Below are 13481 nucleotides of genomic sequence, written 5' to 3' on the forward strand. Positions count from 1 at the left end.
TTTGTTTCCTTTTACTTCAATTGACTCAAATCCAGATACGAGGCAGCAGCTTTTGCCTTCTCGTGATCAGGAACATTCAAACGGGGAATATGCCCCAGCATGGGTGCTGCTATGCGCTCACGCAGGGCGGCAATATTTTCTTGTGGGTATAGCATGCTGGCATCAACGGTATTGGCAACCCAGCCTGCCAGCCTCAAACCGCGGGCGGCGATGGCGTCAACAGTCAGCAATGCATGATTGATGCAACCCAGACGCATGCCGACCACCAGTATCACAGGCAAATCCAGGGCTTGCGCCATGTCTGCCGTCGTCACTTGCTCATTCAGGGGCACGCAAAAACCGCCTACACCTTCCACCACCACGGCATCTGCCTGTTCACACAATTGTTGATAGCTGTTGACGATGTGCGACAGCTCTATCTTCACCTGTTCCAGCTCAGCCACGATATGCGGTGCTGCCGGTGTCTGCATCAGGTAAGGACATACCAGGGCCAGCTCTGCCTTGACGCTGGCAGCGGCGACCAGCATGTCCACATCTTCATTATGCAAGACGCCATCACGCATTTCTGCACCAGCGGCGATCGGCTTCATGCCTACAGCCTGCAAACCTTGTGCCTGCAATGCATGCAGCGTCGCAGCGCTGACCAGAGTCTTGCCTATCTCGGTATCAGTGCCGGTTACGAAAAAGTCATGCTGCCGTTTTTGCATCAGGCCACCTCGGCAAAACACTGGGCCACATAACTCATCTGATCCAGACGGTTGATGGCCTGCACCAGTTGCAGTACCTGGATTTCTGTATGTGCAGCGGACAGGGTTACGCGCAAACGTGCCGTACCGACAGGCACGGTAGGTGGGCGTATCGCGCCTACCCACAAACCCTGGTCCATGAGATTGCCAGCCACTCTTAGCATGGCGGCATTGTCACCGATGAGTACGGGTTGTATGGCTGTATCCGATGGCATGCCCTGCCAGACCTGCAGGTGCAGGCCATCGCTGAACAGGCCTATCAATTTTTGCAGATGCGCACGTCTTTGCTGGCCTTCTTCACCAGCAATGATATCGATACTAGTCAGCAGTGCATGCGCCAGTGCCGGTGCGGCAGCAGTCGTATAGATATACGCGCGGGCACGTTGCACCAGCCACTCAATCACAGTTGCATCTGCCGCGACAAAAGCACCACCTACACCGGCAGCCTTGCCCAGCGTACCCATATAGACCAGATTCGGTGACTTGATATTCAGGTGCTCCAGCACGCCACGTCCATGCTGGCCCAGCACACCAAAGCCATGCGCATCATCGACGATGAGCCAGGCATCATAACGCTCGCAAATTGCCAGCAGAGCGCCCAGCTCTGCGATATTGCCATCCATGCTGAAGACGCTATCAGTAACGACTACCCTGTGCTTGGTCTTGCATTGTTGCAGCATGCGTTCCAGCGCCGTGTAATCGCGGTGCGGGAATACCTGCACGGTGGCACGCGAGAGGCGCGCGCCATCAATCAGGGATGCATGGTTCAGTGCTTCAGAAAATACGGTCGTGTCTTTATTGATGGCCAGTGCAGTGATAACCGCGAGGTTGGCCATATAGCCTGTGCAAAAATACAGGGCGCGGGCATTGTCGATATGCGGAGAGACAAACTCGGCCAGGCGTTCTTCCAGCACGGCATGGGCACGGCTATGACCACTAATGAGGTGTGATGCACCACTGCCTACGCCGTACAACGCTGCACCTTCCTGCATGGCCTCTGCCAGTTTTGGATGTGCTGCCAGACCGAGATAATCATTGCTGCAAAATGCCAGCAAGTCACGGCCATCGACTTTCATGTTTGGTGCCGAGGGCGTTTCTACCGTGCGTCTTTGACGCAATAAATGTTTTTGATCCAGCACAGCCAGCTCTTGCTGCAAACCCTGTATCAGGGATTTGCGCTGGGTCGCTATGCGTATGCCAGGATTATTTATTCCGGGATTGTTTTTACCAGCATCGTTCATGCCATTACCTCTTCAAATACCAGTCTGGTTTTATGCGCCAGCAAGCTCATTTCATCCTGCTCAAGGATGTAGGGCGGCATCATATAGACTGTGCGGCCTATGGGCCGCATTAATAATTCCTGCTTCAGGGCCGCAGCAAAAAAGCGGCGTGAAAATGTCGCTGCGCGTTCTGCATCATCGACCACAGCATCAAAGGCGAGGATCATGCCTTGCTGGCGGAAGTGACGCACGCGCGCATCATTTTTCAGATCTGCAAAAGCAGTGTTCAAGAATTCTGCCTTGACACGGTTATTTTGCAAGACCTTGTCATCTTCAAATATCGCCAGTGTCGCCAGGGCTGCACGGCATGCCAGCGGATTGCCAGTGTAGGAATGCGAATGCAAAAAGCCGCGTCTTACATCGGCATCATAAAATGCCTGGTAGACAGCATCGGTGGTCATCACCAGTGACAGCGGCAAATAACCACCACTGATACCTTTCGACAGACATAAAAAGTCTGGCCAGATATGCGCTGACTCACAGGCAAAGAAAGTACCGGTGCGGCCACAGCCCACGGCGATTTCATCAGCAATCAGATGCACCTGATACTGGTCACACAATTCGCGCAAACGCTTCAGATACACAGGGTCATGCATGGCCATGCCAGTCGCGCATTGCACCAGTGGCTCTATGATGACGGCAGCAATCTTGCCTGCGCGTTCCTGCAATTTTGCTTCCAGTCCAGCAGCTGCACGCAAGGCCACATCAGCCGCCGTTTCACCAGCCTCTGCCAGACGTGCGTCCGGTGAAGCAACGACGTGGGCACGCTGCAACATGGGGCCATAGGCTTCGCGGAACAGGCTGACATCGGTTACCGCCAGTGCCCCCACGGTTTCACCATGGTAGCTGCCCTGTATGCAAATAAACTCTTGCTTTTCAGTCTGGCCACCATTGCGCCAGGCATGAAAACTCATCTTCAGGGCAATCTCGACTGCCGACGCACCATCCGAAGCATAAAAGCAATGGCCGAGAGCATGATTAGTCAGGGCCGCCAGTTTTTCTGATAATTCGACCACAGGCGCATGAGTAAAACCGGCCAGCATTGCATGCTCAAGCTTGTCGAGCTGGTCTTTCAATTCTGCATTGATGCGTGGATTGGCATGGCCAAACAGATTGACCCACCAGGAGCTGATGGCATCAAGATAACGCTTGCCTTCCATATCAAATAGCCATGCACCGCGGCCATGGCTGACGGGGATCAGCGGCACGGTTTCATGATGCTGCATCTGGGTACACGGATGCCATACATGTTGCAGGCTGCGTGCTACCCAGTCATTTTCTTGATTCAAATTCATTCCAGACAAATTAGCGGTCAAAGTTCATTCCGGTTCCAGATTCAAGCCACGGACTGTGTAGTTTGAATGAGCTTCAAATGATTCTGTATATGCATGACATGAGCCTGGGCAAATTCTGCCTTGCTCAAATTGCCATAAGCAAAATGCGGCTTGATCTCACCCGCATGGTTTTCAAATTTCTGTAATGCGGCGATCAGCATATCGATGCCAGCACTAACATCACCACTCTCAGCAATGGCCGGTGCGCCTGGTATGGGCTCAGTCAGATTATGCGTCATCGCACCGGCGACTGAAAAAGCATAAAAGGCTGCGCTGCCTGCCGTGTGCTGGAAGGCTGCCGGTTTCAATTCGGGATAACCCGTCATCGAATACTCTATGCTCTGTGCCAGATGCACAAAAACTTTATAGGGCTGCCAGCCGGATAGGCTGTCCAGCTTATTCAATTTCAGACTGGCAAGTTTTGCCTGCATGTCTGCGATTGTAGTAATGACTACTGTGGACTTGCGATAAGTCACAGCACCCGCTGCGGCCAGCAAAGAGACGCCCAGTCCAGTCAATACCAGTCTACGCTTTGTCATCTTTGCCAACCCCTTCTCATTCTGCTTGCTATCCGCTTAATATCTAAGCTGGATTCAACTTAACCAGTTTGGCTTACGTTTTTCCAGGAAAGAACGTACGCCTTCACGGCCTTCATCCGATGCCCGTATCTGCGCTATGCCTTCTACTGTCGCTGCTATCAATGCTGGCGTCAATTCACGACTAGCCACATCCTGTACCAGTCGCTTGGCCTGCTCTACTGCATTCGGGCTATTACTGACCAGCGCCTTGATGATCTCGGCCACTTTGGCATCCAGTGCCTCTGCCGTCACCACTTCATGGACAAAGCCCGTGCGCTGTGCTTCTGTCGCAGTAAAACGCTCGGCAGTAATGAAATAGCGGCGCGCCGCGCTTTCACCCATGGCCTTGATGACATAGGGCGAAATCGTCGCCGGTATCAGGCCTAGCTTGACTTCGCTGAGGCAGAAATTGGCGGTATCCACACTGACCGCAATATCGCAGGCTGCTACCAGGCCCATGCCACCGGCATAACAATCACCTTGCACCTTGGCAACTACCGGCTTGCTGCAGCTATAGATGGCATGCAGCATTTCTGCCAGTTGACCGGCATCCGCGAGGTTTTCCTCATGGGTGTAGTCAGCCATCTTTTTCATCCAGTTCAGGTCTGCACCAGCACAAAAAGCAGGACCATGCGCGGCCAGCACAATAGCACGAATGCTGTCATTCGTATCCAAATCGCGAAAAGCACGGGTGATTTCAGCTATGGTGGTTTCATTAAATGCATTTCGTACATTGGGGCGATTCAGCGTGACCGTGGCCAGATGATTTGCAATTTCTATATTTAAAGTTTCCATTTTCATATGGTATTTTCCATCTCTGTTCATCACGGACTGAGGTCAGTCTGATACTGATGTCAGCATTAGCGTTTAAAGTTTGGGCAGGCATTTTCTCCCAGCTTACGGTCAATAATGGAAACAGGTTCCAGTGTTTTCATATTGCTTGCATCCCATAATCTGACACTGCATAGGCCAGTCGTCGTTACCGTATCAAGGGCATACACATGCTCACTTTTTCCATAAAAACTGAAACTCAAAAAGCAAGAAACGCTTCCCCTCATTTCCATGTAGCGCAAAGTCGTCAACTTATCAGTTGCAAACTGAAACTTGGAAACACTTATCCTGTTCGCGTCGCTGATGATAGTTTGTTCGCCCGAACATGATTCAGCATTCTCATAGGTGTTCAAATAATACAGAGTCCCACGCGCAGGCCGGATTCTGACCACCATTTCTGCAGTTTTTCCACCCTTTGGTTCAACATAAGGCGGGGTTGTGCAAGCTGTCAGAATGAGCGCTGTAGCAAAAACAAAAAGAGTAGGTAGATATGTTTTATTCATCAACTGCATTATTCATCCAGATAAAATACGACAGGCTATATATTCATGGCATTTAGTTGCTACCTAGTCAGCTATCATTTGGTAATGAATACTTGACCTCACCCAACTACACTTGCTCACTTCGACTTATCAAGAGGCAGGCAGATTAAAGTTTTCTCGGTTCGTCGGATCACAGGTACTCGCGTCGGATTTTTCTTGTCAGTGTAGTCTAACATCGCGATCCGGCATCCATTTCCCAGACTCATACTATCAATCAAGTAAACATGGTCAGTTTTAGGATAGAAACTGAAATTGTACTGACATGAGACATTCCCTTGCACTTCAAAATAACCCATAGTCACCAATTTTTCAGCATGCAATTTGGTAGCTAAAACACTTCCTTTTCCCGAATCCTCTACCACAGTTTTTGCGCCAGAGCAGGATTCGTCATTGTCATAAACATCCAAGGTATACTTTCTTCCCATTATTGGCTGAACCCTGATAACCAAGTCGGCCAGAGGACCATTTTGGGGTGCCACATAAGGAGTAGTCACGCAAGCGGTGCTAGTTAGCACGGCGGCAAATACGACTAATAAGCTTTTCAAAGTCGTTTTTCTCATCTTCAGTTTTCTGTTTGAGATCATATTGATTAACTCTTACGCTGCTTGCGCAAGCTATCCATTAAAAGTAGCAGCAACAAAACCTTGTCCCTGCTCACTCGGGTTGGCATTACATCCTGAACACACCAAACTTCACATCCGGTATGGGCGCATTCAAAGCCGCCGACAAACCCAGGCCCAGCACCATGCGAGTATCTGCCGGGTCGATGACACCGTCATCCCACAGACGTGCTGAAGCATAGTATGGATGACCCTGGTGTTCGTACTGGTCCTTGATCGGTTGTTTGAAAGCCGCTTCTTCTTCAGCTGACCAGCTACCGCCCTTGCCTTCTATGCCATCACGTTTCACTGTCGCCAACACGCTGGCGGCTTGTTCGCCACCCATGACGCTGATGCGGGCATTTGGCCACATCCACATGAAGCGTGGTGAATAAGCGCGGCCGCACATACCATAGTTACCAGCACCAAAACTGCCACCGATGATGACTGTGAATTTGGGCACATTTGCCGTTGCCACTGCGGTCACCATCTTGGCGCCATTACGGGCTATGCCTTCGTTTTCATATTTGCGGCCTACCATGAAGCCGGTGATGTTTTGCAGGAATACCAGAGGTATCTTGCGCTGGCAGCACAGTTCTATGAAGTGCGCGCCCTTCAAGGCAGATTCAGAAAACAGGATACCGTTGTTGGCGATGATGCCGACTGGCATGCCGTGGATATGGGCAAAGCCGCAAACCAGGGTAGTACCATAGCGTGCCTTGAATTCATCGAAATGGCTGCCATCGACGATGCGGGCGATAACCTCACGCACATCAAAAGGCTTGCGCGTATCAACCGGTATCACGCCATACAATTCAGATGCCGGGAACTTGGGTTCTTCAACTTCTTTCATGACCACGGTTTGTGGTTTTTGGCGATTCAGATGCGAAACAATGGTGCGCGCCAGTGACAGTGCATGCGTATCATTTTGCGCCAGGTGATCAACCACGCCAGACAAACGTGTGTGTACATCACCACCACCGAGGTCTTCGGCACTGACGACTTCACCGGTAGCGGCTTTCACCAGTGGTGGGCCACCGAGAAAAATCGTACCCTGGTTCTTGACGATGATGGACTCATCACTCATCGCTGGCACATAGGCACCACCAGCTGTACAGGAACCCATGACCACCGCAATTTGCGGTATACCCTTGGCCGACATATTGGCCTGGTTGTAGAAGATGCGGCCAAAGTGATCACGGTCAGGAAAGACATCATCCTGGTTAGGCAAGTTCGCGCCACCACTATCGACGAGGTAGATACAAGGCAAATTGTTTTGCTCGGCAATCTCTTGCGCACGCAAATGCTTCTTGACTGTCAGGGGATAATAAGTGCCACCTTTGACTGTCGCATCATTACAGACAATGATGCATTCCTGCCCGGCCACGCGGCCTATGCCAGTGATGACACCGGCAGACGGGGCGGCATCGGTCCCGCTCTTTTCTTTATACATGTCGAAAGCAGCGAGTTGCGAAAACTCCAGGAAAGGCGTACCTGCATCGAGCAGCATTTGCACGCGGTCACGCGGCAAGAGTTTGCCACGGGCCAGATGTTTCTTGCGCGCTTCATCGCCACCACCAAGTGCAATCCTGGCGATCTTTTCTTTAAGGTCATCCACCACGGCTTGCATGGCCGCTGCATTGGCTTTGAATTCTTCAGAGCGGGGATTGAGTTTGGAATCTAAAGTTGTCATTATCTTTTTCACTTTTCTGGAAAACTGCCATCCACGTAAAACCACTTGCCTTCATAACGCACAAAACGGCTGAGTTCATGCAGCCTGTGCGCCTTGCCACCTATCTTGTAACGGGCGACAAATTCCACCGTCGCCGCATCACCGTCCGCTGTAAATTTCTTGACTTCCAGCCCCAGCCATCTGGTTGGGTCATCATGCGTGATACGTTCTTTGGGACAAGTACGCTCATCCCAGGTCGCGCGCAGATAGGCCTCATCATTCAGGGTATAGGCGGTGTAACGCGAACGCATCAAGGCTTCTGCCGTAGGTGCGACCGCTGTGCCACTGATGTAAGGACCGCAGCACTGCTCAACATTTTTATTCAAGCCACAGGGGCATGCTTTGCTACTCATTATTACTTCTTGCTTTCCTTGATGGCGACTGGTGCTCCGGCGGCTTTCCAGGCAGTAAAACCACCATCAATATGCGCGACATTTTCCAGGCCCATGTCTTGCACGGTCTTGGTCGTCAATGCACTGCGCCAGCCAGCGGCACAAAACAAAATGAATTCTTTTTTCTCGCCGAAGACAGGTTTGAAATAAGGTGAATCTGGATCAACCCAAAACTCTATCATGCCGCGTGGAGCATGATAGGCACCAGGGACGATACCTTCGCGTTCCAGCTCGCGGATATCGCGGACATCAATGAACTGCACATTGCTATCTGCAAGTTTGGCCTGAGCCTCTGCCACGCTATAGGTTTTGATTTCGGCATTGGCTTCATCGACCAGTTGCTTGTAACCTTTTTTCATGCTGTCTCCGTTTTTCTAAAACCTCTCACCACAGAGGCACAGAGACACAGAGAAAAACTCAAGAGAAAATCTCTGTGTCTTTTAATTTTTAACCTGCTAACGCACGCCCGATTAAAATCTTTTGTATATCGGAAGTGCCTTCATAAATCTGGCAAACCCGCACATCACGATAGATACGCTCAACCGGGAAGTCGCTGACGTAGCCGTAGCCGCCGTGGATTTGTATTGCATCCGAGCAGACTTTTTCTGCCATCTCTGAAGCAAACAGTTTTGCCATTGCTGCTTCTTTGAGACAGGGCCTGCCTGCGTCCTTCATGCTGGCGGCGTGCCAGATCAGTTGGCGAGCAGCTTCTATCTGCGTCGCCATATCTGCCAGTTTGAATTGTACAGACTGGTGCTCGAAGATAGCTTTGCCAAAACTGGTCCTGTCTTTGGCATAAGCCAGTGCTGCTTCAAAGGCCGCTCTTGCCATACCGACTGATTGTGAGGCTATGCCTATGCGACCGCCTTCCAGACCAGACAGGGCGATCTTGTAGCCCATGCCTTCTTCGCCTATCAGGTTCTCTGCCGGGATGCGGCAATTCTCGAACAGGATTTGTGCAGTGTCGGACGAATGCTGCCCCATCTTTTGTTCCAGGCTGGCGACGATATAGCCAGGTGTACTGGTGGGCACCCAGAAGGCGCTAATGCCCTTCTTACCTGCCTCTTTATCGGTAACTGCCATGACGATGGCCACATCGGCGTATTTGCCGCTGGTGATGAATTGCTTGACGCCATTGATGACGTAATGATCGCCATCACGTTTTGCCGTAGTGCGCAGTTCAGACGCATCACTACCTGCATGCGGTTCTGTCAGACAAAATGCACCTAGCATTTCGCCTTGTGCCAGCGGTGTCAGCCATTGTTTTTTTTGTGCGTCGTTGGCGTACATCATGGCGATGCTGCAGACCGGACAATTGTTGACGGATACCACCGTGGAAGTACCGCCATCACCTGCAGCGATTTCTTCCAGCACCAGGGCCAGCGACAGATAATCCATGCCGGCGCCGCCAAATTCTTCAGGCACGGCGACTCCATAGGCACCCATTTGCGCCAGTTCTTTCAATTCTTCTGCCGGAAAGTGATGTTCCTTGTCCCAGCGTGCAGCATTGGGCACCAGACGGTCCTGGGCAAAGGCGCGTACGGCGTCGCGTATCATTTCGTGTTCTGGTGTGAGTAACATGCTAAGTCTCTGTTTGCTTTGAACGATTTACCAGCTCAGGCTGGTGCCATCGTAATTAAAAAATTGGCCGTTGTCTCTGGCACTTAAATCTGCCAGGGTCTGGCGCATGCCGCGCACGCTTTCAGTCACAGTCAAAGGTGCTTCACTGCCACCCATTTCAGTCTGCACCCAGCCTGGGTGAAAGGCGATACAAATACTGTCGGATGCCTGCAAGGAAATGTCTTTGAGGACAGAGTTCAAGGCAGCTTTACTGGCGCGATATAACCATCCATGTGAGCTGTTGCGCAAGCTCATCGAGCCCAGCAATGAAGAAATTACCGCCAGCCTGCCGTTTGCTGCATCGACCAGCGGCAAGACCAGAGGCAGGATGCGCATGGCAGCCAATACATTGGTATGCATGACTGCATCAAACTCGGCTTCCTGAGGTGCTATCAATTGCTCGACACGTGGGCCATATACACCAGCGTTGAGAATTGCCACATCAATTTTTTCATCAGCCAGCCGCGCACCCAGACCGACACAATCATTGAAATTGGTAACATCCAGCTGCAGCGCTTCACAGCCTGCTGATTGCAGAGCTGTCAAATCTTCTTCCTTGCGCGCAGTGGCAATAACACGCCAGCCTGCAGCCTTGTATTGCGTGGCCAGCTCGTGACCTATACCGCGTGATGCACCAATGATTAAAGCGACTGGCATGGTTTTCCTGTTACAAATATTTGCTGATGCAGAAGGGGAAAATTACCGTCATCCCTGCGCAGGCAGGGATCCAGCGGCTCTGAACGCCACTGGATTCCCGCCTGCGCGGGAATGACGTATTTAAAAATTACAGTAATTCAATAGCCAAGGCTGTTCCCTCACCACCACCAATACACAAGGCAGCCACACCACGTTTTTTACCCTGCTTCTTCAAGGCCCCCATCAGCGTGATGATGATACGCGCACCGGATGCGCCGATAGGATGACCCAAAGCACAAGCACCGCCATGCACATTGACCTTGTCATGCGGGATGCCCAGTTCTTTCATGGCTGCCATAGGCACGGTAGCGAAAGCTTCATTGATTTCAAACAGATCAACATCATCCGTCGTCCAGCCCAGTTTTTTGTACAGCTTCTGGATGGCACCCACCGGTGCTGTCGTAAACCAGCCTGGTTCTTGTGCATTGCTGGCGTGACCAAGGATTTTGGCGATTGGTGTCAGGCCCAGTTCTTTGGCTTTGGATTCACGCATCAAGACCAGTGCCGCAGCGCCGTCATTGATGGAAGAAGAAGAGGCAGCGGTAATCGTGCCGTCTTTTTTGAAGGCTGGCTTCAAGGCAGGGATTTTATCGAGCTTGGCTTTCAGCGGGCCTTCATCCTTGTCGATGATGACATCACCACTGCGGCCAGATACGGTCACTGGTGCGATTTCCCATGCGAAAGAACCATCGGCAGTTGCGGCTTGCGCACGCTTGACGGAGGCAATCGCGAATGCATCCTGTTCTTCGCGGCTGAAATTGTATTTGGCTGAACAGTCTTCAGCAAAGGTGCCCATGGAGCGGCCTTTGTCATAGGCATCTTCGAGACCATCAAGCATCATGTGGTCATACATCATGCCGTGGCCGATGCGGTAGCCGCCACGTGCCTTGGGGATCAGGTAAGGAGCATTGGTCATGGATTCCATGCCGCCAGAAACGATGACTTCATTGCTGCCTGCATTGATGGAATCAAAAGCCATCATGGTGGCCTTCATGGCCGAGCCACACATTTTGGACAGGGTCACGGCACCAGTGGACACTGGCAAACCCGCAGCCAGCAAAGCCTGGCGTGCAGGAGCCTGGCCCTGGCCTGCCATCAGGCAGTTGCCGAACAAAACTTCTTCTACCAGCTCTGGCTTGACACCGGCGCGTTCAACGGCGGCCTTGATGGCAACTGCACCGAGCTGACTGGCTGTCAGGGAAGAAAAATCGCCCTGAAAAGCACCCATGGGGGTACGGGCTGCACCAACGATTACGATAGGATCACTCATCTTACTCTCCAATTAATATAGGCAACCTGGCTGCCTGGCTAATGACGGGAGGCATGTCCTGAGACATGCACAGCCTTAACTTGTTGTACTGATCTGATTGCAAAAGCGGATTTCCTGCGGATACGGAAACACATCATCCACCTTGCCATCGACTATGCGCTTCTTGCGGGCCTGCCAGTATTCGGCGGTCAGCAAGTCAGCGTGGTGCTTCATAAAATATTCTTTGACGTTCTTGTTCCCCAGCAGGAAAGTACCAAACTGCTCGGGAAAGACATCATTCCTGGCGATCGGATACCAGGGCTCGGCAGACATCTCGTCTTCTTCATTGCGCGGCAAAGGTATCTTGCGGAAATTGCAGTCGGTAATGTATTCGATTTCATCATAGTCATAAAAAACGACACGGCCATGACGGGTGACACCGAAGTTTTTATACAACATGTCACCAGGGAAGATATTCGCTGCCACCAGGTCTTTGATGGCACTGCCATATTCTTTCAGGCCATGTTCCATCGCAGCCATATCACCACCGCGCTCGGCTTCGGTCAGCCAGATATTCAGCGGTGTCATGCGGCGTTCTATGTACAGGTGTTTGATGACGACTTCATCCTCATTCACTTCCAGCAGAGACGGTGCATATTGTTTGATCTCGGCCAGCAATTCTTCAGAAAAACGCGAACGTGGAAATGCCACATCCGAGTATTCCAGCGTATCTGCCATGCGGCCTACACGATCATGGTTTTTCACCAGCAGGTATTTTTCCTTGATCAGGGCCTTGGTGGTTTCCTTGGGTGGCGGGAAGCTGTCCTTGATGAGTTTGAATACATACGGAAAAGACGGCAGCGCAAACACCAGCATCACCAGGCCGCGTATGCCGGGTGCGGCTTCTATGCGGTCAGATGAATATTTGAGGTGATGCAAAAAATCGCGGTAAAACAGATTCTTGCCATGTTTTTGCAGGCCTATCATGGTGTAGATTTCACTGCGCGGCTTCTTGGGCAAGATGCTGCGTATGAATTGCACATAGGCTGATGGCACTTCCATATCGACCATGAAATAGGCGCGCGTAAAAGAGAACAGCACCGTGATGAGCATGGTGTCAAAAATCACCGTGTCGAGTACCAGTTCCCCCTTGCGCTTATGCATGACGGGAATGACAAAGGGATATTCCTTATTGCCATTGATGCCTTTGCCGATGATATAGGCTGATTTATTGCGATAGAACAGACTGGCCAATACCTGTATCTGGTGATTTGGTTCGAGCTTGGCGGGACCAAAATTTTCACGCAGGCGTGCTTCCACCAGGGCCACATCACGGTCCAGGTCTTCAAATTTTGCATTCAGCTGGAAATTCGTGACGATGCGCTTGATAGTGAAATTCAAGCCATCTGTTGCCGGGTAATACACGCGGTAACTCGGCGGCGTGTCTTCACTTTCCAGATATTCAGTCGAGGTTGCCGGGCGCACGAAGATGAAATCATTGTGATAATAATTCCTGTGCAAGAGCTTGGTGCAGACGGTATTGAAAAAAGTTTCGGCCAGCTCGGGGCGCAGATGATCGATCAGCATGCCCATGTAATGCAGTTTGACTTCGCGCCAGACTTCGTCGCTGAGGTCTTCTTCTGCGTATTCATCTTCCAGTGCCTGCACACATTCGCGCACGCGGGTATCGTAATACCCTATGCGTTCGCGTGCGGCGATTTGTGCGGCCTTCCAGTCACCAGTTTCAAACTGCTGCTTTGCCCTTTGGCTGCTGGCCCTGAACAAGTGATAATGCTTGTCAAAGCCATCAAGTATCGTCCTGGCTATATCAAAGGCGATTTGCGAAGACAATAATTTGGGGAAATGGGTGTGGGGCATGGTT

General features: G+C 51.4%; 14 protein-coding genes. All 14 read right to left on the reverse strand.

What is annotated here, in order from left to right:
• Positions 1-11 precede the first annotated feature (11 nt).
• Positions 12-707 (reverse strand): dethiobiotin synthase, encoded by a 696-nt coding sequence (bioD, locus tag ACO0LF_RS24770; RefSeq protein ID WP_423018901.1) that lies wholly within the window; start codon positions 705-707, stop codon positions 12-14.
• Positions 707-1987: an 8-amino-7-oxononanoate synthase gene (gene bioF, locus ACO0LF_RS24775; protein ID WP_423018903.1), complete on the reverse strand. Its 1281-nt coding sequence runs from the start codon at positions 1985-1987 to the stop codon at positions 707-709. Before bioF ends, bioD begins: the two co-directional genes overlap by 1 nt.
• Positions 1984-3321 (reverse strand): adenosylmethionine--8-amino-7-oxononanoate transaminase, encoded by a 1338-nt coding sequence (bioA, locus tag ACO0LF_RS24780; protein ID WP_423018905.1) that lies wholly within the window; start codon positions 3319-3321, stop codon positions 1984-1986. The genes bioF and bioA overlap by 4 nt, the downstream gene beginning before the upstream one ends.
• Positions 3322-3362: 41 nt before the next feature.
• Complete coding sequence (locus ACO0LF_RS24785; RefSeq protein WP_423018907.1) at positions 3363-3899, reverse strand: DUF1569 domain-containing protein; 537 nt, start codon at positions 3897-3899, stop codon at positions 3363-3365.
• Positions 3900-3953: 54 nt separating this feature from the next.
• Complete coding sequence (locus ACO0LF_RS24790) at positions 3954-4739, reverse strand: enoyl-CoA hydratase/isomerase family protein (RefSeq protein ID WP_423018909.1); 786 nt, start codon at positions 4737-4739, stop codon at positions 3954-3956.
• 59 nt (positions 4740-4798) lie between these two features.
• Positions 4799-5281 carry a hypothetical protein gene (locus ACO0LF_RS24795; protein ID WP_423018911.1) on the reverse strand — a complete coding sequence of 161 codons (483 nt, stop codon included), beginning with the start codon at positions 5279-5281 and terminating at the stop codon, positions 4799-4801.
• Between the two features lie 107 nt (positions 5282-5388).
• Positions 5389-5871: a hypothetical protein gene (locus ACO0LF_RS24800; protein WP_423018913.1), complete on the reverse strand. Its 483-nt coding sequence runs from the start codon at positions 5869-5871 to the stop codon at positions 5389-5391.
• Positions 5872-5980: 109 nt separating this feature from the next.
• Positions 5981-7603 carry a carboxyl transferase domain-containing protein gene (locus ACO0LF_RS24805; RefSeq protein WP_423018915.1) on the reverse strand — a complete coding sequence of 541 codons (1623 nt, stop codon included), beginning with the start codon at positions 7601-7603 and terminating at the stop codon, positions 5981-5983.
• 8 nt (positions 7604-7611) lie between these two features.
• Positions 7612-7995, reverse strand: a complete 384-nt coding sequence (locus ACO0LF_RS24810) for a YchJ family protein (protein ID WP_423018917.1) — start codon at positions 7993-7995, stop codon at positions 7612-7614.
• Between the two features lie 2 nt (positions 7996-7997).
• A complete protein-coding gene (locus ACO0LF_RS24815) occupies positions 7998-8393 on the reverse strand; it encodes a rhodanese-like domain-containing protein (protein WP_423018919.1) in 396 nt (131 codons plus the stop codon).
• Between the two features lie 88 nt (positions 8394-8481).
• Positions 8482-9615, reverse strand: a complete 1134-nt coding sequence (locus ACO0LF_RS24820; protein ID WP_423018921.1) for an acyl-CoA dehydrogenase family protein — start codon at positions 9613-9615, stop codon at positions 8482-8484.
• Between the two features lie 27 nt (positions 9616-9642).
• Complete coding sequence (locus tag ACO0LF_RS24825; protein WP_423018923.1) at positions 9643-10311, reverse strand: SDR family oxidoreductase; 669 nt, start codon at positions 10309-10311, stop codon at positions 9643-9645.
• 127 nt (positions 10312-10438) lie between these two features.
• Positions 10439-11620 (reverse strand): acetyl-CoA C-acetyltransferase, encoded by a 1182-nt coding sequence (locus ACO0LF_RS24830; RefSeq protein WP_423018925.1) that lies wholly within the window; start codon positions 11618-11620, stop codon positions 10439-10441.
• Positions 11621-11695: 75 nt separating this feature from the next.
• Positions 11696-13477 carry a bifunctional isocitrate dehydrogenase kinase/phosphatase gene (aceK, locus tag ACO0LF_RS24835; protein ID WP_423018927.1) on the reverse strand — a complete coding sequence of 594 codons (1782 nt, stop codon included), beginning with the start codon at positions 13475-13477 and terminating at the stop codon, positions 11696-11698.
• Between the last annotated feature and the right edge of the window lie 4 nt (positions 13478-13481).

The sequence above is a fragment of the Undibacterium sp. Di27W genome (genome assembly GCF_049340345.1).
Taxonomy (GTDB): Bacteria; Pseudomonadota; Gammaproteobacteria; order Burkholderiales; family Burkholderiaceae_D; genus Undibacterium.